Genomic DNA, 18,596 nt, shown 5'->3' on the forward strand with positions numbered 1-18,596 from the left:
CATGACCGCCACCGAACTGGTTCAGGCTTACTACTCCGCCTTCAACGCCGGCGACATGCCCGCCTTCCTCGACCTGCTGGCCGAGGACGTGGTGCACGACATCAACCAGGGCGAGCGCCAGGTGGGCAAGGCCACCTTCGCCGCCTTCATGGACAAGATGAACCGCTGCTACCGCGAGCGCCTGGCCGACATCGTGGTCATGCAGAATGCCGCAGGCGACCGCGCCGCCGCCGAGTTCGTGGTGCACGGCGAGTACCTGGCCGACGACGAAGGCCTGCCCCCGGCCAACGGCCAGACCTACGTGTTGCCGGCCGGCGCTTTCTTCGAAATCAGGAACGGCAAGGTCGCGCGCATCAGCAATTACTACAACCTCAATGATTGGGTTGCGCAGGTCGGCTGACTACAACGAGGCCCGATGGGCCAACGTATAGGCATAGCCAATTGCTGAAATAGAGACAATCCGTTTTATCAATCGAAGCGCTTCTCCGATCATGCACGCCTGTTCACCAGCCCCTACAGGAGTAACCTTGCATGAGCCTGATCAAGCGCTTCTTCCAGCCAGCCCAACCGAGCCAACAGGCGGCCACGCCTAGCGCGCAGGAGCACCCGAATTTCTGGATGTACCAGTGATTCAACCGGCCGCGCCGACCACCCGTAGCGGCACCTGGCGCCCGGCCTTCTGCGCCAGGTAACGGGTGCAGCTGACGCGCAGGAACGAGGCGAAGTTGACCACTTCGCCGCGAAAGTCCATGACCTCCTCGTACAGTTTGGCGATCAGCTGGTTGGTGGTCATGCCGTCGACTTCGGCGATTTCACGCAGGATGTCCCAGAACTGGTTTTCCAGGCGCAGGGTGGTCACCACGCCGCGGATGCGCAACGAACGCGAGCGCGATTCGTAGAGTATAGGGTCAGCCTTTACATAGAGCTCGCACATCCGCGTTATCTCCTCACTAGCCTCGTAGCCCGGATGCAATCCGGGATACCGGAAATGGTGCGACCCCGCATTGCATCCGGGCTACTTTGGTTAACAGGCCATTGAAAAACGTAGGCGAGGCAGCCAGTGCAATACCGATGACGGCCCCGCAAAAAACAGGCGAAAAAAGCACTGGGCCCGCACTCGGGTTTACGAGCTGTAAATGAGCATTTTGATCGGACTCGCGCACGAGCCTGTTTTTAACGCTGCAATGGCAACGCAGGTAGTTTTTCAACGGCCTGTTAAAGGCGAATCTCTGTGCCCAGCACCTTGAGAAACGCCGCCAGCCAGGCCGGGTGCGCTGGCCAGGCCGGCGCAGTGACCAGCTTGCCCTGCACGTGCGCCTGGTCGACCGCAATGTCCACGTACTTGCCACCGGCCAATGTCACTTCCGGCGCACAGGCAGGATAGGCGCTGCATTCGCGCCCTTCCAGCACACCGGCCGCCGCCAGCAGCTGGGCACCGTGGCAGACGGCAGCGATGGGCTTGTCAGCCGCGGCGAACGCCTTTACCAGAGCCACGACCTCGCCATTGAGGCGCAGATATTCCGGCGCGCGGCCACCGGGAATGACCAGAGCGTCGTAATCCTCTGCGCGCACCTTGGCGAAATCGAAGTTCAGCGCGAAATTGTGCCCCGGCTTCTCGCTGTAGGTCTGGTCGCCCTCGAAATCGTGGATGGCGGTGCGCACCGTCTGCCCGGTGACCTTGTCCGGACAGACCGCATGCACGGTATGGCCGATCATCTGCAGCGCCTGGAACGGCACCATGGTTTCGTAATCCTCGGCGTAGTCGCCGACCAGCATGAGAATCTTCTTGGCAGCCATGATCGTCTCCTGAAGGTAGGTGGAACGAACGCCATTATTCGCCCCTGTTTCTTCCGACAGGTAACAGCCGGGTACTACTGCACTGCACTCCGTCGCTTCGGCGACCAGCCTGAACGACGAAAGGCCTGGTGAGGATTGCAGCAGCCGAATGAAAGGCCGCAAGCCATAGGCCAGTCGCGTTCAACTCGAAGGCGCGGCCAGGCTCAGAAAAACTGCTGCAATGAAAAAGGCCGACATCGCTGTCGGCCTTCCTCACCCGCTTATCGCTCAGAGCGCATATTTTTGCAGGTTCGCCATCATTTCCTTGAGCGCCTCGACGTTATCCGCAGGGTTCGCAGCGCCTTCGAAATCGCAGATGCGCTGCCACTGGGCCGCGATGTCCTCGGGGCTGAAACCAGCCTTGGGATCGAAGCCGGCGCACAGGCTGCGCTCCCAACGCACCTTGCCGACCCAGCCGCCGCCAACCTCGAACAGGCCGCCGGTGTCCTGGCAGGTCGCACTGCCGAGATAAACCACCAGCGGGCTGACCAGCTCAGGCTTGAGCTGCTCGAACACCTGCGGCGGGATCAGGCCCTCGGTCATGCGCGTGGCGCCAGTTGGCGCGATGGCGTTGACCAGGATGTTGTTCTTGCGGCCCTCGATGGCCAGGGTGCGAGTCAGGCCGTAGAGGCCGAGCTTGGCCATGCCGTAGTTGCTCTGGCCAAAGTTGCCGTAGATTCCGGAGGTGGACGAGGTGAAGATCACGCGGCCAAAGTTCTGTTCGCGCAAATAAGGCCAGGCGGCGTGGGTGGTCTTGTAGGCGCCTTCGACATGAACCTTGTAGACCAGGTCCCAGTCGGCGTCTTCCATCTTGTGAAAGCTCTTGTCGCGCAGGATACCGGCATTGTTGACCAGCACGTCGATACGACCGAAATGATCGAGCGCAGTCTGTACGATCTTGTCGCCATCGGTGACCGAGTCGTGGTTGGCCACTGCAATGCCGCCGAAGGCGCGAATTTCTTCAACTACCTTGTCAGCAGCGGACGCATTGGCGCCTTCACCGTGCGTGCTACCACCCAGATCATTGACCACCACCTTGGCGCCATGGCGGGCGAACAATAGTGCATGGGCTCGGCCCAGGCCACCGCCAGCACCGGTGACTATGACCACTTGATCTTCGAAACGGATGGCATCGCTCATCGACAGCTTCCTCGGGCAGGTTGTGAATGCCCCGAGTGTCAGGCAGCCCCGCGTGCTTCACAAGGCGCGCGGGGCCCCTGAATGACGGCCGATAATGCGACCTTATACGCGTTAGCTACCGGAGCCAGAGCCCGAGCCACCGCCGGTCCCGGAACCACCCGTGCCAGTGCCGGAACCACCGGTCCCAGTGCCGCCAGTGCCGGTACCATTACCCGAGCCGCCACCGCTACCGCCGGGGTTGCCATCGGTGTTGGGACCCTGAACCGGTGGGATGCCTTCGCCATCATCCGCCGGGTTCATCGGGTTGGTGTCCCCAGGAGTCATGGGCGTGGTCGGCCCCGGAGTATCCGGAGTATCGGCCTCGCCGGCCGCGAAGGCAGGCAGTGTCATTGTGCCCAGAATCCCGCTCAACAGCAGTGCAGATAACTTCTTGTTCATGAGTAACCTCGACTTTTCTGTGAGTGACACAGTTACTGAGTCACTCACCGTTGCGTAGGTTCGACAAAAATTATCGCAGCTGCAGCCCGGCCCATTTCACGCCAGACGAATCAGGCTCAGGTGGTTGTACAAATGCAGTACGTGCGCTTGGGCATATTCGCCGTGCTCCAGCGCGCCATAGGCGAAGTGAGGCTGCAGCGCGCCCTGATGCGCGGCGAAACGCGCGAAGGCCGCCTGCAGTCGCTGCAGAGCCAGTGCCTGGCTGGCCGGCTCGCTCAGATCGGCCGCGCCGGGAATGGCCTCGTCCAGGGGATGGCGCATGGCGCCGCGGGCGCTGAACACGGCGAAAGCGGCAGGTCCCAGACTGTGGCGAAACCAGGCCGGCTTCAATTCGGGATAGCCGTCGATGGAGTAATCGATGCTCTGCGCACAATGATTGAACACCTCGCTCGGGCTCCAGCCGCTGACGCTATGCAGTGCCCTGCCCTGCAGATCCGCCAGTACCCGACGCGCCCCATCCAGGCTGACAGCGGCAGGCCGCGGGCCAGTTGGTAATGCCCAGTAACCGGCGCCGAGCACGGCAGCTCCGCTTACTGCTGCGCCTTTGAGCAGGGTACGTCTATGCATGCAAGCTCCTTGCGTGGCGAAACTCAAGATAATGTTCGAGCACCGCAGCCGGGGCTTCGATTTGCGGATAGTGGCCGATGCCATCGAGCAGCACCGTATCGGCGTCTGCGATCAGCTCGCGGTAGCGCGCCACCATGTGCGCGCCTGAAATCGGGTCGAAGGCGCCATCGATCACCCGCATCGGCACTGCAGTGGCCTGCATCGCCGTGACCCAGCGCTGCCGCTGCAGACGCCGTTCGGGCATGTAGCGAATCAGGCGATGCATGACGGCCGGGCCGTTGTTGTGCTTCACCAGTTGCCACAGCGCATCCAGCTCGACGTCGCTGGCCTGGGTCTGCGGACCGAAGATGCGGGCGAAACTCTGCGCCAGCTTGCGCCGCGAGAACACTCTGCCGAGCAACGGCCCAAGCGGCCCGAGCAGCAATTTCTGCACACGCACCGGATGATGCGTTTCGGGGAACAGACCGCCATTGAGGAACACGCAACTGGCCAGTTGCAGGTGTCCGTCCTGATGCCGGGCGATCAGTTCCTGGGCCACGCTGTCGCCATAATCGTGGGCCAGCACGTGCACCGGTCGCCGTTCACCGATATGGGCCAGCAGCGCCTGCTGCAGGTCGGCCTGCTCCAGCAGACTGTAGGCATGGCCGCGCGGTTTGGCCGAATAGCCGAAGCCGAGCATGTCGCAGGCGATCAGCCGATAACGCGCAGCCAGCGGCGCCCACAGGCGGTGCCAGTCCCAGCTGGCGCTGGGAAAGCCATGAATCAGCAGTAGCGGCTCGGCTTCGGCGTCACCGGCAAGCCAGTAACGGATGGCGTGGCCGCGAAAGTCCAGCGTCTGGCCTTGTGCGCGCCACTGCTCCAGGGCGATGCCTGGCAGCTCGCTCACTGGTCGTAACCCGGCATCTGCTGGTCCAGCTTGCGCAGCAGCGCCGGCCAGGGCAGCGAGCCGCCCATGCCCTGCGGCGTTTTCATCACGCCTGCGATCATCGTCCGCGCGCCATCGAGAATCTGCTGCGGAATATGGATCAGCTCGGCGCCGCCGCTCTGTGCCATGACCTGGATCTCGCAAGCCCTCTGCAGGATGAACATGCCGAGGAAGGCATCGGCGATACCGCCGAAAGCGGTGAGCAGGCCGTGGTTGGGCAGGATCATGAAGTTCTTGTCGCCCAGGTCGGCCTGCAGCCGCGCCTTCTCGTCATGGTTCAGCGCCACCCCCTCGTAGCCGTGGTAGGCCAGGCTGGCGAGGACGAACAGCGACTGCTGCGACAACGGCAGCAGCCCCTGCTTCTGCGCCGACACGGCGATGCCCGCCGGGGTATGGATGTGCAGCACGCAGCCCACGTCGTGGCGCACCTCGTGCACCGCGCTGTGGATGGTGTAACCGGCAGGATTGATGTCGAACGGGCTGTCCATCAGCTTGCCGCCCGCCAGATCGACCTTGACCAGACTGGATGCGGTGATCTCGTGGAACATCAGGCCATAGGGGTTGATGAGGAAGTCCTCGGTCCCCGGCACCTTGGCGGAAATATGGGTGAAGATCAGGTCATCCCAGCCATAGAGCGCGATCAGCCTGTAGCAGGCGGCGAGATCGACGCGCGTGCGCCATTCGGCTTCGGAGACCTGATTTTTCACGGCAGGGAGTTTCAGCGGAGCATTCACGGCGGCACCTCGATGTTCTTGTTGATCGGTGGTGTCCGCAGTCTAGCCATGCGCCTGCATGGCGGTAGTTGCCGTGGCAGCCATGTTGATGGCTTTGCGGGTCAAAGCGCCCATGTACCCTGGGGCGATAAGGGCTTATTCGCTGCCCTTATCGATCAATCAAGCCTGCCCTGCTGCGGTCAGCAATGACGCGCGCGCCAGCAGATCAGGCCTTCAGGGCCGCTGCGAAGGCTTGCAGCCAGGGCTCGGCGTCGGTTTCCGGGGTGACGGTTTCGCTGGAGTCCAGACGCAGCATCTCGACCACTTCGCGCAGGCCCAACTCGGCATAGAGTTCGCGGATCAGTTCACCACCGCCGCAGAACGAGTCGTAGCTGGAGTCGCCCAGCGCCAACACCGCCCCCGGCTTGCCAGCCCAGGCCGGGAGGCGGTCGCGGATCTCGCTGTACAACGGCAGCAGATTGTCCGGCAGCTCGCCCATGCCGGTAGTGGAAGTGACGGTAAGAAAGGCGTCCGGGGCGAAGGCCAGCAGCTCATCGAGGCTCATGTCCGCTTTGTACCAGGCTTCCAGCCCGGCGGCCTTGAGTTGACGTTCGGCGTGGCGTGCGACTTCCTCGGCCGTGCCGTAGACCGAACCCGAGACGATGGCGACTTTCATGAAAACTCCAGAAACAGGAAAAACGCCGCACATTATGCAGCAAGTGGAAAGCCCGACTCGATGTTTTAGAATGCAGCGCATATCCATCGCGGAATCGGACCCATGATCAATGCCAAGCTGCTGCAACTGGTAGTCGACGCCTCCAACGATGGGATCGTGGTGGCCGAGCAAGAGGGCGAGGACAATATTCTGATCTACGCCAACGCGGCGTTCGAACGCCTCACCGGCTACTCCTGTGACGACATTCTTTATCAGGATTGCCGCTTCCTGCAGTCCGGAGATCGCGCCCAGATCGGCTTGCAGGCCATTCGCGATGCAGTCAAGGCGAGCAAACCCTGCCGCCAGATCATTCGCAACTACCGCAGGGATGGCAGCGCCTTCTGGAACGAGCTGTCGATCACGCCGGTACTCAACGAAAGCGATCAACTGACCTATTACATCGGCATTCAGAAAGACGTTACCGAGCAAGTCGAAGCCAGGCAGCGTGTGCGCGAACTCGAGACCGAAGTGGCCAGGCTTAAGGCTGAATTGGCACTTCTGAAAAGCTGACGAACGGGCAAAACTATCGTTCGTGACGGCAGTCAAAGAGGTTTACCCTCCTTGCAGTATCAATTCCATGCAAAGCGACCCGCTGCTGACCCAGGACGAGCTGGACTTCATCCAGCAGACTCTCTCCACGCCTCCGCATGCGCGACGCCCGAGCGTAGCGCCGCAACTGGCGCTGGGCGAGCGACTCAGTGAACTGCTGAGCCGGCTGGGCGATGAAGAGCACCTGAGCCTGGATACTCACAGCGACAATCAACACCTCAGCTTCCCGCTACGCCTCATTCAGGATGAACAGAGCCATTCACGCCTGGAGCTGGGTGCGCCTCTGATCTTCGAGCAGGGGGTGAGCGAGCGGCCTTGGCGTTTGGTCCTGCCCACGGCGCTGGCGTTACTGGACAGCAGAGAGCGGCCCAGCGGCCTGCAAGCGCTGGAGCTGTCCAATAGCGGAATGTTGGTGGAATACCGCAAGGCTGGCACACCGGCCAAGGATCAGCTGCTGCAATTGCTGCTGCCTCAGGAGCAGCGCGTTCAACTGCGCGCCCGACTGGTCAGACGGGTCAGCAAAACGCGCTACGCCTACAGCCTGCAGACGCTGCATGCCGAAGACGAGCAGACATTGCGCCAATACCTGTTCGATCGGCACAGCGAGCAGCAACTGCACACTGTAACCGTCGACTGAAATTCCGATGGTGCAGGCCGTCTCAGGTATCCAGACGGCCCGCGAGGTACTGCTGCAAACGACGCTGCATCAGGCGGCCCTCGTTACCCAGGCAGGCGATGGGCGAGCCAGCGAGGCTCTCCTCGGCCAGATCGGCACTGTCACCGGCAAGCGCCACCGGACACTCCAGGCTGAGCGCCAGGCGTACAAGCTGCCGTGGCAATGCCTCACCTGGCGGTTGATTACTGAAGAACACCAACGCCTGCGGGCGCATGCGCTCGCAAACTAGCGTCAGATCGGTCATCGGCACACCCGGCCCCATCACCGTGACCTCGATGTCCTGACTGCCGAGGAGCAAGGCCGCAACCAGTAATTCGAGTTCACGGCAGTGGCTGGGTAGCGCCACCAGCAGCACCCGTTCGCGGGACTCGCCTCGGCTTAATTGCAGGCGTTGCCAGCAACGCCCACGCAGGAAACCATCGAGCAGCAACCACTCGGCGCGCTGGCCTACCTCGTCCTGACGCAGCAGCAACTCCTGCCAGATCGGCATGAGAATGTCCTGAAAGACCACCGGCAGCGGGTAACAGGAAAAGATCTGCCCATACAGACGCTCGAGGCGGGCCTCGTCGAAGTTCTGCAGCGCGCTGCGCAGCTGATCCTGCCACTGACTCCAGTCGTCACTGCTGACATCGTCGTAAGCCGGAGCGGCAACACTGCGACTGCTGGCGCGCTTGGCCAGAATCGAGCCGACCTTGCTGACCGCAACCCCGCGCTCGATCCAGGCCAGGATGCTGCGTACCGCGTCGATGTCGGCCTGCGAATAGAGGCGATGGCCGCTGTCTGTCCGCGTCGGCTGGATCAGGCCGTAACGCCGCTCCCAGGCACGCAGGGTGACCGGGTTGACGCCGGTAAGGCGCGATACCTCGCGAATGGGGAACAACTCTTCCTGCTTCAAAGCACTGGACGCAAGCGATGTGACGGAGGCGAATTCAGGCATGGCTTCGGGCATCACGGCAATGAATTGAGCGGTCATTGTAACTTAGCATCGGAAAACTGACATTGTGCAAAAATTATACAAGATGAGCCAATGCATAATTGTTCTGTCCTTAGAGCTGTTATTACCATGACAACCGCCCACCCTGTCGATTCGCTAGGCGTCTGATCGCACCAGCTTTCTGGAAATAACGGCCGCCTGCCTCCATCTGGCGCATCCCCGCACCCCGACGGGGCGGCGCACTGCCACAACGACATCCCGTGCGCAGCGACGCTCGCCATCGGGAGGGGCTGGCTAATTTTCATGGAACGGGAATAATCCTTGCTGCACTTTTCATCGAGCACACCACCCCGTGTTCGATCGTGCCGACACCACACCCGGCTGACGGCAAATATTCGAGGAGATACACGATGTCCCCCGTTACCCTGATGGTGGCGCGCCGCGTCGCCAATGGCCGTTATCACGACTTCATCGCCTGGCTGCGTGAAGGCGAGCACCTGGCCACCGACTTTCCCGGCTATCTCGGCTCCGGAGTATTGGCACCGCCTGCCGGCGACGACGAATTCCAGATCGTTTTCCGTTTCAGCGACGAACAGACCATGGCTTCCTGGGAGCATTCCGCTTCGCGCCAGGCCTGGCTCCAGCGCGGCGCTGGGCTCTTCGCTCAACCCCAGGAAAAGCGCGCGGTGGGTCTCGACGCCTGGTTCGGCAGCGCCCACCGCCAGCCACCACGCTGGAAGCAGAGCGTAGCGATCTGGCTGGCGTTCTTTCCGGTTTCTCTGGCCTTCAACCTGCTGTTCGGCCCCTGGCTCGCCGATCTGTCACTGACCATGCGTGTGTTGTTGTCGACACTGGCCCTGACGCCACTGATGACCTACCTGTTCATTCCGCTTTCCACTCGCCTGCTCGAACCCTGGTTACAAGGCAACTACCCGCAACGCCTGAGCAAACGAGCCGCCAGCATCGGCAAATCCTGAATGTGCTTTGTCCCTATCGGCCAGCCTCGAGCTGGCCGATTTGATTTGTATAAGCCAGCAAAACCTATACAAAAATAAAACTCGTATAAGCGAGGTACAAAAACGCCCCACTCTAGACTCCGTGATAAAAAGCCTTGTAACTCAGCAAAATAGGCAAAATCGTCAAGCTTGATAGCAAAACCACATGACGCCCATGGTTGTACAACCTGCAGCTCTGGTATAGCTTTACCTTCGGCCTGGTGAATGCCGCCTGCCACTGGTCAGGTATCCCGAGGCGGTACGAACCAGGCCTTCATTCAAATCTGCGAGTCGTACATGAGCGCTGCCAGCTTCCCCATCCTGATCACCGGCGCCGGCCAGAGGGTTGGCCTGTACTGCGCCGAGCGCCTGCTCGACGAAGGCCAGTCGGTCATCGTCAGCTACCGTCAGGAGCGCGACAGCATCGGCCGACTGCGTGAGCGCGGCGCAATTGCTCTGCAGGCCGACTTCAGCGATGAAGTGGGGATTCTCGCCTTCATCGACAGCCTCAAGGCGCAGTGCAGCGGCCTGCGCGCGATCGTCCACAACGCCTCGCAATGGCTGGCCGAAATGCCGGGCGATGAAGCCGAAGCCTTCCGCCAGCTGTTCAGCGTGCACATGCTTGCCCCTTACCTGATCAACCTGCATTGCAGCGACCTGTTGCTGCAGTCGGAATACGCCGACATCGTTCACGTCAGCGACGACGTGGTACGCAAGGGCAGCGCCAATCGCCCCGCATACTGCGCCAGTAAGGCCGGCCTGGAGAGCCTGACGCTGTCTTTCGCCGCGCGCCTGGCTCCACGTATCAAGGTCAACGCCATCGCCCCGGCGTTGCTGATGTTCAACGAAGGCGATGACGAGGCCTACCGAACCAGGGCCCTGGCCAAATCAGCGCTGGGCATAGAACCCGGCCCGCAGGCCTTCTACCAGAGTTTGCGCTATCTGCTGGACAACCCCTACGTAACCGGAACCACCCTTACCCTCAACGGCGGCCGCCACCTCAAGTGAGGCGACTGCCCAGGACACTGCCATGAGCGAACCCCTATCCCAGCAATACCGCGAAATCATCAAGGGCCTCGGTGAAAACCCGGAGCGCGAGGGCCTGCTCGACACCCCGAAGCGGGCCGCCAAGGCCATGCAGTACCTTTGCCATGGCTATCAGCAGTCGCTGGAGGAGATCGTGGGCAGCGCGCTGTTCGAGTCCGACAATGACGAGATGGTGATCGTCAAGGACATCGAGCTGTACTCGCTGTGCGAGCACCACCTGCTGCCCTTCATCGGCAAGGCGCATGTCGCCTACATCCCCACCGGCAAGGTGCTCGGGCTGTCGAAAGTAGCGCGCATCGTCGACATGTACGCACGTCGCCTGCAGATCCAGGAGAACCTGACCAAACAGATTGCCGACGCGATTCAGCGCGTGACCAACGCTGCCGGTGTCGCCGTGGTGATCGAGGCCAAGCATATGTGCATGATGATGCGCGGGGTGGAGAAGCAGAACTCGGTGATGAGCAGCTCGGTGATGCTTGGCGCGTTCCGCGAGTCCTGCAACACTCGCCATGAATTTCTGCAATTGATCGGACGGAACAACTAATGCCGCGACTGGAACCCGGAATGGCGCGCATCCGCGTCAAGGACCTGCGCCTGCGCACCTACATCGGCATCAAGGAGGAAGAGATCAACAACAAGCAGGACGTGCTGATCAACCTGACCATCCTCTATCCGGCGGTCGACGCCGTGCAGGTCAACGACATCGAACACGCCCTGAACTACCGCACCATCACCAAGGCGATCATCGCCCACGTCGAAGGCAATCGCTTCGCCCTGCTCGAACGCCTGACTCAGGAAATTCTTGACCTAGTCATGGCTCACCAGGCCGTGCGCTATGCCGAAGTCGAAGTGGACAAGCCGCACGCTCTGCGTTTCGCCGAGTCGGTATCCATCACCCTCGCTGGCCACCGCTGACAGCTTCCATCTGGCGGCTTGTCGCTCCCCGACGACGCTTTTATCATCGCCGCCACCATCTCCGGAGAGCCCACCATGACCGAGCAAGAACGCCTCGAACTGGAAGCTGCAGCCTTTCGCGCCCTGGTCCAGCACCTGCGCACGCGCCCCCACGTGCAGAATATCGACCTGATGAACCTGGCCGGTTTCTGCCGCAACTGCCTGTCGAAATGGTACAAGGCCGCCGCCGACGACCTCGGCGTCGACGTCAGCGCCGACCAGGCCCGCGAAACCGTGTACGGCATGCCCTATGCCGACTGGAAGGCCAAGTATCAGAAAGAAGCGTCGGCCGAACAGCAGGCCGCATTTGCCAAAGGAAAGCATCAATGACCGCTCTGAACGAACTGCGCAGCCGCCTGCAGCAGGACGATTACGCCTTCAGTGAAACTCTGGCCTTCGTTGCCGAGCACTACGACTATCAGCCCAGCGCCTTTCGCAATGGCGACGTAGATAACGCTGCGGGGCAGAACGAAGGCTCCTGCAAGACCCTGGGCCTGGCGCTGCTGGAAGGTTTGAGCAAGGACGAGGCGCTACGCGCCTTTGGCGAACACTACCGCAGCGTAGTGGCCACACCGCAGGGCAGCGATCACGGCAACATTCGTGCACTGATGGCCCACGGCCTGGAAGGCGTGAAGTTCGAGCTGCAACCGCTCAAGCGCAAAGCCTGAATCGGTAGCGCAAAAATTTGCACTCTTGTCGGCAAAAGCTGACAGACATCACACTGACATCGCTTTATGCTGCGCGCCTACAATTCATCGAACACGAGGGAACGTGTTCCGCGCGCAGTCGCCCTTCCCTCCTGTTTCGCATCCGGCATGGAGTCGAGCGATGCAGCAGACCTTGGTATGGAAGCCCAGGCACACCCCCGGCGTGGAAACGCTCCGTCTGAATCAGGATGCCCATGGCATTCACGCCACCAGCCACCTCATGCAGGTCATCAGGGGCAACAGCATCGCTGCCAACTACCTGATCGATTGCGACGCACGCTGGCGCTTCCGCCGCCTCTGGCTCAAGGTCGACAACCACGGCCAACGCAAGCTTTCCCTGGAGCGAGACCTGCGCGGCAACTGGCTGCTCAATGGCGAGCTGCGCCCCGAATTGCAGCGATGCCAGCACGTCATGCTCTCCGCCTCGCCCTTCACCCACACGCCCTTGCTACAACGTAGCGCCCTGGAAACCGGGCAAAGCGACGAGATGCAGGTCGCCTACATCGATCTCGTCAACCTCAAGGTGGAGCCGCGCCAGCAACGCTACCAGTGCCTGCACCGCCGCCCTGGGGAAAACCTCTATCGCAGCCAGGCCGAAAACCAGGCGCAGGAAGAGTTGAGCGTCGACGACCAGGTGCTGCTGCTCAACGCCAACGAACAATACCTGCGCCAGAACCCGCGCGAGCTGAAGGCCAGCGCGCAGGTCTGACATACCACACTAGATCGGCAACTGACCGAACGCCCAACGCAACAGGAAGAACACCAGCAGCCCACCGCCAATGGTCGCCAGCAAGTGCCGCGTGAACGCGGCGATGGCGATGGCGGCGACGCCCGCCAGCAGGTAGGCGTTGTTCCAGGTCAGCGCCCAGTGCTGCCCGTCAGGCAGCAGCATGCCGGGCACCACGATGGCCGTGAGCACGGCCGTTGGCACATAGTGCAGCCCCTGCCTGACCAGGGGCGGAAAACGCAGGTCAGGGAAGGCGAACAGGCTATAGCGGGTTACGAAGGTGATCGCCAGCATGCCCAGGATCAGCAACCAGATATCCATCAGACCAACTCCCCCTGCAGCGCCGGCTTGCGCCGCTCCAACCAGACGCCGACGACGATGCCGCTGGCCGCAGCAGCCATCAGGCCGAGCTTGTACGGCAAGGCATGGCAGGCCAGCGCCACGGCGCCCGCGACCAGGGCCGCAGCCACCTGCGGCCGGTTGCGCAGCATGGGTACGACGATGCCGATGAACGTCGCCAGCATGGCGAAGTCCAGCCCCCACTCGCCGATGTTCGGCACTGCCTGGCCAAACAGCACACCCACCAGCGTGCACAGCTGCCAGTTGCAGTACATGGCCAATGCCGCGCCGAAAAAATACCAATGGCGATAGGTATCCTGGTCGCTACGCGCATAGCGCTGTACCACCACCGCATAGGCCTCGTCGGTCAGGCCGAAGGCCAGCGGCACGCGCCAGCGCTTGGGCAAGTGGCGCACGTGGGGCTGCATGCTGGCGCTGTACAGGGCATGACGCAGATTGACCACGAAGGTGGTCAGCAGCACCACGGCGATGCCGGCGCCACCGGCCAGCAGGCTGATGGCGATGAACTGTGCGGAACCGGCGAATACCAGGGCGGACATGCCCAGGGTTTGCCAGGGATCGAGCCCGGCGGCGCCAGCCAGACTGCCGAAGATGATGCCGAAGGGAATGGCGCCGAGCAGCATCGGCAGCATATCGCGGGCGCCTTGAGTGAATTCGTGATGACGGGACATGGAACCTCCTTGGGCAGCCGAGCTTAACCGGGCCACCGAAGCAGGTCTTGAACGTTCTTGCGCAGAATGGTGCGACCAGCGCTGCGGCGCCGCATGCTCATGCGGCGCCGCAGTCAGGCTAGGCGCGGAACCGCCCGACCAGTCCGTGCAGTTGCTCGGACAGTTGCGCCAGCTCCTGCGAATCGCGGTGCGCCGACTGCGCCAGGTTCTCCACCAGCAGCGCGTCGTTCTGGATCTGGGCGATATGGCGGTTGATGTCCTCGGCGACCTGATGCTGTTCTTCCGCGGCAGTGGCGATCTGGGTGTTCTGATCGCGGATATGATCCACCGCGCCGCGAATCTGCTCGAAGCTGTGGCTCGCCAGGCTGATGCGCTCGACGCTGGCTTGCGACATCTCCAGGCTGTTCTGCATCTGCCGGGTGACTTCCTGCGTGCGTCGCGCCAGGCCACCGAGCAGGCTGTCGATCTCGCCGGTGGAGTCGGCGGTACGCTGCGCCAGGGCCCGAACCTCGTCGGCCACCACCGCGAAGCCTCGTCCCTGATCACCGGCACGGGCGGCCTCGATGGCCGCGTTGAGCGCCAGCAGGTTGGTCTGCTCGGCAATCGAACGAATGGTGCCGAGAATCGCGTTGATGTTCTGGCTGTCCTGTTCGAGCGCCTGCAGCGCCAGCGCCGACTGCTTGAGGTTGTCGCTCAGGCGCGACACGCTGTCGGTGGCATCCTCGATCTGCGCCTGCCCGGCATGCACCTGGCGTTGGCCATCATCGGCAGAGGTGGCGGCCTCACTGCACGAGCGCGCCACCTCGTTGGCAGTGGCGACCATCTCGTTGAAGGCCGTCGACACCATCTCCACTGCACCGCGTTGGCGCTCGGCCACGTCGGTCATGTCCTGGGCCACCCTCGTCGAGCCATCGGAGGTCTGACGCAGGGCGGCCGAGGCCTCTATGATGCGCTGCACCAACTGACGGATAGTACCGAGGAACTGGTTGAACCAGCGCGCCAGCAGGGCCGTCTCGTCCTTGCCCTGGATATTCAGGCTGCGCGTCAGGTCACCTTCACCCTGCGCGATACCTTCCAGGCCGCTCGCCACGCTGCGAATCGGGTTGACGATCAGCTTGGCGAACAGGGTACCGACCATGGCGAACACCAGCCCCAGGATCAGCACGATCACGCCGACCTGCCAGGCCAGGTCATTGGCCTTGGCCATGACCTCGTCGTGCTCGATCAGGCCGATGAAGCGCCAGCCCAATGTCGGCGACGACCAGATATTGGCCATGTAATGGGTGCCGTTGAGTTCGACTTCCAGCAAGCCGTCGGCGCCAGCCATGCGCGCGTAGTCACCACCGAGATCGGCAAGGGATTTGAAGTTGTTCCCGGCATTCTGCGGGTCGACCAGAACGTTGCCGCTGTCCTCCACCAGCATCAGGTAGCCGGTCTGGCCGATCTTGATCTGCTTGACCAGATCGGTGAGCTGCTTCAGCGAGACGTCGAGGCCGACCACGCCGGCGACCGTGCCCTGCGTGTCGTTGACGGTGCGCACCGTCCCGATCAGCACGGCATCGTCAGGCGCCCAGTAGTAGGCGGCGGTGCGCTGCGTTTTGCCCGGCGCCGACATAGCGGTCTTGTACCAGGGACGTATGCGCGGATCGTAACTGCTGAGCCCCGGATCGCTCGGCCAGATGGCATAGCCGCCGTCCACTCGCCCGTACGAAAGATAGGCCGTGGTCGGATGGGACTTGGCGAAGCGGTCGAAGATGCTTTCCAGCTCCTGGTTGGATTCCGGCAGCGGAGTGCTTGCCGCGTCCGCCGAGGAATAGTTCTTCAGGGTCGGAGCGGCGGTCATCTGCGGCAGGCTCGCCAGGTACTCGACGTTCTCGGTGATGCCCTTGAAGAACATGCCCATGGCGTTGTCGATCTGGCGTATCTCGCGGGAGCTGCCATCGAGGAAGTCGGCCTCAGCCTGCGCACGCAGGTTATAGATGACCACAGCGGCAACCAGGAGGATGGGCAGGCACGCAATCGCGACAAACGCACAGGTCAGCTTTTGTTTGATATTCATTCGATGAAGCCCTCGAGGGTAGTGGGTTCACCAGGCGCGCGCGCGACGACGAACCCTCAGGGACATTATCGGCTCGGCGATGAATGACTTGAGATGGCAAAGCGACCTATTGCTGTCGGTCAAAGACCGACAGTTGATTTTGTTTAATCTACCCGTGAACACTCAGCTCACTGCGTATGTCATTGATCGCGATCAGGCAGTTGGTTAAAGAAAAGCCTGAGTCGTACGATGACCTCCGTACGAGCTTCGTTCGCATAACCGTTGCTGACCGACGCCTGCCATATCCAAGTTGCAGACCAAGGCCAGATAAACGAGTCCATCCCTTCAATCCCCGACGCAGCCGATACAACGAAGCACTACAACACCGCAACAGCAGAGGGGCACCTAGATCCCTCGCAGCCTGCTTAGTCGCTGGCCCAAGGGGGGGCCGTCGACAATCGTCGTAACTTCGCCTGCCAACTATCCAATTCAAGACGATGAGGCAAGAAACAGATGCTTAAAAATGCCCCGCTGAGCGTGAAGCTACTGCTCATACTGATATTCCCATTACTTGGTTTCCTGGCGTTCGCTGGCGTCTATGTCACCGGCAAGTACCAGACCCTGACCGAGATGGATCGGACCGTGACCGCCAGCGGCGCGGCACAGAAGATCAGCGCCGTGATCACCGCCCTGCAACGCGAACGCGGCGCCAGCGGCGTGTTCATCGGCAGCAGCGGCACTGCCATGCGTGACAAGCTGGCCGAATATCGCCGTGACAGCGACGCCGCGGCGGACCATTTGCGCGCCCAGGGCTCGAACGACATGAACGAGGCCCTGCGCGCGCTCGACGAACTGGGCGCGTTGCGTCCGCAGGTCGATGCGCTATCGCTGAACAGCACCAACTCGGGCAGCCGCTACACCAACCTGATCCAGACCCTGATCGGCTACACCCACGCCCTCGAGGCGAGCGTCGACAACCCACAGATCCTGCGTGCGCTGGGTTCCCTCAACCAGTTCGTGGAAATGAAGGAGCGCGCCGGGCGCGAGCGCATGCTGCTCGGCCTGGTCTTCAACCAGAACCTCTTCGATGCCGCTTTGCTATCGCGTTTCAGCCGTAACCTGGGCGAATTCTCGGCCTATCTGGATGCCTTCGAACGCCGTGCCTCCACCAGCTTCCGCAGCAAGCTCGACAATGCGCTGCAGCAACCCGACTCACAAGAGGTGGCGCGCCTGCAACGCCTGGCCTTCGAAACCCCGCTCGGCACCCCGCTGGGCATCAAGCCCGAAGACTGGTTCAGGCTTTCCACCAGCCGCATCGACCTGATGGGTCAGCTCGAGGCCGAACTTGGCCAGAGCGTTGGCGACCTGGCGACCCAGGCGCGCGACGAAGCCGCCAGCAGCCTGTGGCTGACTATCGCAGCCATACTCGGCGTGCTGTCCGCCGTGGTGGTGCTGTCGCTGCTGATCATCCGCAACATCAAATCGGCGGTCAGCGATCTCAATCAGACCCTGGTGGCCCTGGCCAGACGCGATCTGACCGCGCACACGAGCTATGAAGGCGGCGACGAGTTCGGCGTTATCGCGCGCAACCTCAACAACATGGCCCAGCAGATCAGGGAAGTGATCGAGGAAATCGGTGGCGCTGCGGCGCAGGTCGCCACCGCCGCCGAAGAATCCTCGGCCGTGGCCCTGCAGACCAGCCAGAACGTGGCGCAACAGCGCCAGGGCACTGATCAGGTCGCCACCGCCATCAACGAGATGAGCGCCACCGTGCGTGATGTGGCGCGCAGTACCACCGAAGCCGCGGAAATGTCGCGCCGGGTCAACGACAGCACGCTGCAGGGCAAGAGCGAAATCGAGAGCACCGTGCGCCTGGTCCAGGCCCTGTCGACGCAGGCCGAACAGACCGCGCAGATCATCATCGAGCTGAAGCAGGAAAGCGATGCCATCTCCTCGGTGCTCGACGTGATCCGGGGCGTCGCCGAACAGACCAACCTGCTGGCCCTCAATGCCGCCATCGAAGCGGCCCGTGCCGGCGAGCAGGGTCGTGGCTTTGCCGTGGTAGCCGACGAGGTACGTCAGTTGGCACAGAAGACCCAGGACTCCACCGTCAGCATTCAGCAGATGATCAGCAACCTGCAGAGCGGCTCCGACCGCGCAGCCAGCTCCATGCAGGAAACCCTGGACAAGGCCCAGGCCGGCGCCAACAACGTGGTCAGGGCTGGCGACCTGCTGGTGGAGATCGCCGATGGTATCGCCAGCATCAGCGACCGCAATATCCAGGTGGCCTCGGCCGCCGAGGAGCAGAGCCTGGTGTCGGAGGAGATCAACCGCAATGTCAACGAGATCAACGACCTGGTGATTCAGGTCAGTGCCGCCGCCGAGCAGACCGCCGTAACCAGTCGTGAGCTGGCGCGTCTGGCCGATCACCAGCAGCAACTGGTGAACCGCTTCAAGGTAGGCTGAGGCATCGCGCCGCTCGGCCTGCCCAAAGGGTTTGCCGAGCGCGCTGTTCGAGAAAACGGCCCCGCCATCGTGCGGGGC

General features: G+C 62.2%; 23 protein-coding genes. 11 read left to right on the plus strand and 12 right to left on the minus strand.

Features of this window, described 5'->3' with window-relative positions; genetic code table 11:
- Window position 1 precedes the first annotated feature (1 nt).
- A complete protein-coding gene (locus P3C50_RS09685; RefSeq protein ID WP_275545852.1) occupies window positions 2–400 on the plus strand; it encodes a nuclear transport factor 2 family protein in 399 nt (132 codons plus the stop codon).
- Window positions 401–631: 231 nt separating this feature from the next.
- Here the strand turns inward: P3C50_RS09685 and P3C50_RS09690 are convergent, their stop codons facing one another.
- The 8 genes from P3C50_RS09690 to P3C50_RS09725 all read right to left on the minus strand — a co-directional run bounded on the left by P3C50_RS09690 (window position 632) and on the right by P3C50_RS09725 (window position 6,355).
- Window positions 632–934 carry a ribbon-helix-helix domain-containing protein gene (locus P3C50_RS09690; RefSeq protein ID WP_013716665.1) on the minus strand — a complete coding sequence of 101 codons (303 nt, stop codon included), beginning with the start codon at window positions 932–934 and terminating at the stop codon, window positions 632–634.
- 281 nt (window positions 935–1,215) lie between these two features.
- Window positions 1,216–1,800 (minus strand): DJ-1/PfpI family protein, encoded by a 585-nt coding sequence (locus tag P3C50_RS09695; protein WP_275546050.1) that lies wholly within the window; start codon window positions 1,798–1,800, stop codon window positions 1,216–1,218.
- A 264-nt stretch (window positions 1,801–2,064) separates the two neighbouring features.
- Entirely contained in the window at window positions 2,065–2,976 is a 912-nt protein-coding gene (locus tag P3C50_RS09700) for an SDR family oxidoreductase (RefSeq protein ID WP_275545853.1), read from the minus strand.
- 111 nt (window positions 2,977–3,087) lie between these two features.
- The gene (locus P3C50_RS09705; protein ID WP_275545854.1) at window positions 3,088–3,414 is read right to left on the minus strand and encodes a hypothetical protein; all 327 of its coding nucleotides are present in this window, start codon (window positions 3,412–3,414) and stop codon (window positions 3,088–3,090) included.
- Between the two features lie 96 nt (window positions 3,415–3,510).
- Window positions 3,511–4,041: a DUF1569 domain-containing protein gene (locus P3C50_RS09710; RefSeq protein WP_275545855.1), complete on the minus strand. Its 531-nt coding sequence runs from the start codon at window positions 4,039–4,041 to the stop codon at window positions 3,511–3,513.
- The gene (locus P3C50_RS09715; protein WP_275545856.1) at window positions 4,034–4,927 is read right to left on the minus strand and encodes an alpha/beta fold hydrolase; all 894 of its coding nucleotides are present in this window, start codon (window positions 4,925–4,927) and stop codon (window positions 4,034–4,036) included. The genes P3C50_RS09710 and P3C50_RS09715 overlap by 8 nt, the downstream gene beginning before the upstream one ends.
- Entirely contained in the window at window positions 4,924–5,700 is a 777-nt protein-coding gene (locus P3C50_RS09720; protein WP_275545857.1) for a class II aldolase/adducin family protein, read from the minus strand. The genes P3C50_RS09715 and P3C50_RS09720 overlap by 4 nt, the downstream gene beginning before the upstream one ends.
- A 205-nt stretch (window positions 5,701–5,905) precedes the next feature.
- A complete protein-coding gene (locus tag P3C50_RS09725; RefSeq protein ID WP_197856194.1) occupies window positions 5,906–6,355 on the minus strand; it encodes a flavodoxin in 450 nt (149 codons plus the stop codon).
- 102 nt (window positions 6,356–6,457) lie between these two features.
- Between P3C50_RS09725 and P3C50_RS09730 the strand changes: the two genes are divergently transcribed.
- Window positions 6,458–6,904, plus strand: a complete 447-nt coding sequence (locus P3C50_RS09730; protein ID WP_197856195.1) for a PAS domain-containing protein — start codon at window positions 6,458–6,460, stop codon at window positions 6,902–6,904.
- A 67-nt stretch (window positions 6,905–6,971) separates the two neighbouring features.
- Complete coding sequence (locus P3C50_RS09735) at window positions 6,972–7,580, plus strand: PilZ domain-containing protein (protein ID WP_197856196.1); 609 nt, start codon at window positions 6,972–6,974, stop codon at window positions 7,578–7,580.
- A gap of 22 nt (window positions 7,581–7,602) precedes the next feature.
- Here P3C50_RS09735 and P3C50_RS09740 read toward each other — a convergent pair whose 3' ends face one another.
- Window positions 7,603–8,556: a MerR family transcriptional regulator gene (locus P3C50_RS09740; protein ID WP_197856197.1), complete on the minus strand. Its 954-nt coding sequence runs from the start codon at window positions 8,554–8,556 to the stop codon at window positions 7,603–7,605.
- A 407-nt stretch (window positions 8,557–8,963) separates the two neighbouring features.
- On the opposite strand from P3C50_RS09740, the gene P3C50_RS09745 reads away from it, so the two are divergent.
- The 7 genes from P3C50_RS09745 to P3C50_RS09775 all read left to right on the plus strand — a co-directional run bounded on the left by P3C50_RS09745 (window position 8,964) and on the right by P3C50_RS09775 (window position 12,965).
- A complete protein-coding gene (locus P3C50_RS09745; protein ID WP_275545858.1) occupies window positions 8,964–9,530 on the plus strand; it encodes an antibiotic biosynthesis monooxygenase in 567 nt (188 codons plus the stop codon).
- Between the two features lie 315 nt (window positions 9,531–9,845).
- Window positions 9,846–10,556, plus strand: a complete 711-nt coding sequence (folM, locus tag P3C50_RS09750; RefSeq protein ID WP_197856199.1) for a dihydromonapterin reductase — start codon at window positions 9,846–9,848, stop codon at window positions 10,554–10,556.
- A gap of 22 nt (window positions 10,557–10,578) precedes the next feature.
- Window positions 10,579–11,139 carry a GTP cyclohydrolase I FolE gene (gene folE, locus P3C50_RS09755; protein ID WP_197856200.1) on the plus strand — a complete coding sequence of 187 codons (561 nt, stop codon included), beginning with the start codon at window positions 10,579–10,581 and terminating at the stop codon, window positions 11,137–11,139.
- Window positions 11,139–11,510: a dihydroneopterin triphosphate 2'-epimerase gene (folX, locus tag P3C50_RS09760; protein ID WP_024309111.1), complete on the plus strand. Its 372-nt coding sequence runs from the start codon at window positions 11,139–11,141 to the stop codon at window positions 11,508–11,510. Before folE ends, folX begins: the two co-directional genes overlap by 1 nt.
- 75 nt (window positions 11,511–11,585) lie before the next feature.
- The gene (locus P3C50_RS09765) at window positions 11,586–11,879 is read left to right on the plus strand and encodes a DUF1244 domain-containing protein (protein WP_275545859.1); all 294 of its coding nucleotides are present in this window, start codon (window positions 11,586–11,588) and stop codon (window positions 11,877–11,879) included.
- A complete protein-coding gene (locus P3C50_RS09770) occupies window positions 11,876–12,217 on the plus strand; it encodes a HopJ type III effector protein (protein ID WP_275545860.1) in 342 nt (113 codons plus the stop codon). Before P3C50_RS09765 ends, P3C50_RS09770 begins: the two co-directional genes overlap by 4 nt.
- Before the next feature lie 160 nt (window positions 12,218–12,377).
- A complete protein-coding gene (locus P3C50_RS09775; RefSeq protein ID WP_197856204.1) occupies window positions 12,378–12,965 on the plus strand; it encodes a putative glycolipid-binding domain-containing protein in 588 nt (195 codons plus the stop codon).
- Between the two features lie 9 nt (window positions 12,966–12,974).
- On the opposite strand, the gene P3C50_RS09780 is transcribed toward P3C50_RS09775, so the two are convergent.
- From P3C50_RS09780 to P3C50_RS09790, 3 genes are all read right to left on the minus strand, one after another.
- A complete protein-coding gene (locus P3C50_RS09780; protein ID WP_013716688.1) occupies window positions 12,975–13,304 on the minus strand; it encodes an AzlD domain-containing protein in 330 nt (109 codons plus the stop codon).
- Entirely contained in the window at window positions 13,304–14,014 is a 711-nt protein-coding gene (locus P3C50_RS09785) for an AzlC family ABC transporter permease (protein ID WP_275545861.1), read from the minus strand. The genes P3C50_RS09780 and P3C50_RS09785 overlap by 1 nt, the downstream gene beginning before the upstream one ends.
- 118 nt (window positions 14,015–14,132) lie before the next feature.
- Window positions 14,133–16,073, minus strand: coding sequence for a methyl-accepting chemotaxis protein (locus P3C50_RS09790; RefSeq protein WP_275545862.1), 1,941 nt, complete (start codon window positions 16,071–16,073; stop codon window positions 14,133–14,135).
- A gap of 492 nt (window positions 16,074–16,565) precedes the next feature.
- Here P3C50_RS09790 and P3C50_RS09795 point away from each other — a divergent pair, with 492 nt between their 5' ends.
- The gene (locus P3C50_RS09795; RefSeq protein ID WP_275545863.1) at window positions 16,566–18,518 is read left to right on the plus strand and encodes a methyl-accepting chemotaxis protein; all 1,953 of its coding nucleotides are present in this window, start codon (window positions 16,566–16,568) and stop codon (window positions 18,516–18,518) included.
- The last annotated feature ends 78 nt before the right edge of the window (window positions 18,519–18,596 follow it).

The organism is Pseudomonas sp. Marseille-Q0931 (assembly GCF_940789645.1).
Lineage (GTDB): Bacteria > Pseudomonadota > Gammaproteobacteria > Pseudomonadales > Pseudomonadaceae > Aquipseudomonas.

Coding starts and splice junctions, on each gene's coding strand:
- P3C50_RS09780 (WP_013716688.1), bottom strand. CDS start 13,304: ATGGATATCTGGTTGCTGATCCTGGGCATGCTGGCGATCACCTTCGTA.
- P3C50_RS09710 (WP_275545855.1), bottom strand. CDS start 4,041: ATGCATAGACGTACCCTGCTCAAAGGCGCAGCAGTAAGCGGAGCTGCC.
- P3C50_RS09690 (WP_013716665.1), bottom strand. CDS start 934: ATGTGCGAGCTCTATGTAAAGGCTGACCCTATACTCTACGAATCGCGC.
- P3C50_RS09700 (WP_275545853.1), bottom strand. CDS start 2,976: ATGAGCGATGCCATCCGTTTCGAAGATCAAGTGGTCATAGTCACCGGT.
- P3C50_RS09785 (WP_275545861.1), bottom strand. CDS start 14,014: ATGTCCCGTCATCACGAATTCACTCAAGGCGCCCGCGATATGCTGCCG.
- P3C50_RS09730 (WP_197856195.1), top strand. CDS start 6,458: ATGATCAATGCCAAGCTGCTGCAACTGGTAGTCGACGCCTCCAACGAT.
- P3C50_RS09775 (WP_197856204.1), top strand. CDS start 12,378: ATGCAGCAGACCTTGGTATGGAAGCCCAGGCACACCCCCGGCGTGGAA.
- P3C50_RS09725 (WP_197856194.1), bottom strand. CDS start 6,355: ATGAAAGTCGCCATCGTCTCGGGTTCGGTCTACGGCACGGCCGAGGAA.
- P3C50_RS09745 (WP_275545858.1), top strand. CDS start 8,964: ATGTCCCCCGTTACCCTGATGGTGGCGCGCCGCGTCGCCAATGGCCGT.
- P3C50_RS09770 (WP_275545860.1), top strand. CDS start 11,876: ATGACCGCTCTGAACGAACTGCGCAGCCGCCTGCAGCAGGACGATTAC.
- P3C50_RS09790 (WP_275545862.1), bottom strand. CDS start 16,073: ATGAATATCAAACAAAAGCTGACCTGTGCGTTTGTCGCGATTGCGTGC.
- folE (WP_197856200.1), top strand. CDS start 10,579: ATGAGCGAACCCCTATCCCAGCAATACCGCGAAATCATCAAGGGCCTC.
- P3C50_RS09795 (WP_275545863.1), top strand. CDS start 16,566: ATGCTTAAAAATGCCCCGCTGAGCGTGAAGCTACTGCTCATACTGATA.
- P3C50_RS09740 (WP_197856197.1), bottom strand. CDS start 8,556: ATGCCTGAATTCGCCTCCGTCACATCGCTTGCGTCCAGTGCTTTGAAG.
- folM (WP_197856199.1), top strand. CDS start 9,846: ATGAGCGCTGCCAGCTTCCCCATCCTGATCACCGGCGCCGGCCAGAGG.
- P3C50_RS09685 (WP_275545852.1), top strand. CDS start 2: ATGACCGCCACCGAACTGGTTCAGGCTTACTACTCCGCCTTCAACGCC.
- P3C50_RS09765 (WP_275545859.1), top strand. CDS start 11,586: ATGACCGAGCAAGAACGCCTCGAACTGGAAGCTGCAGCCTTTCGCGCC.
- P3C50_RS09705 (WP_275545854.1), bottom strand. CDS start 3,414: ATGAACAAGAAGTTATCTGCACTGCTGTTGAGCGGGATTCTGGGCACA.
- P3C50_RS09735 (WP_197856196.1), top strand. CDS start 6,972: ATGCAAAGCGACCCGCTGCTGACCCAGGACGAGCTGGACTTCATCCAG.
- folX (WP_024309111.1), top strand. CDS start 11,139: ATGCCGCGACTGGAACCCGGAATGGCGCGCATCCGCGTCAAGGACCTG.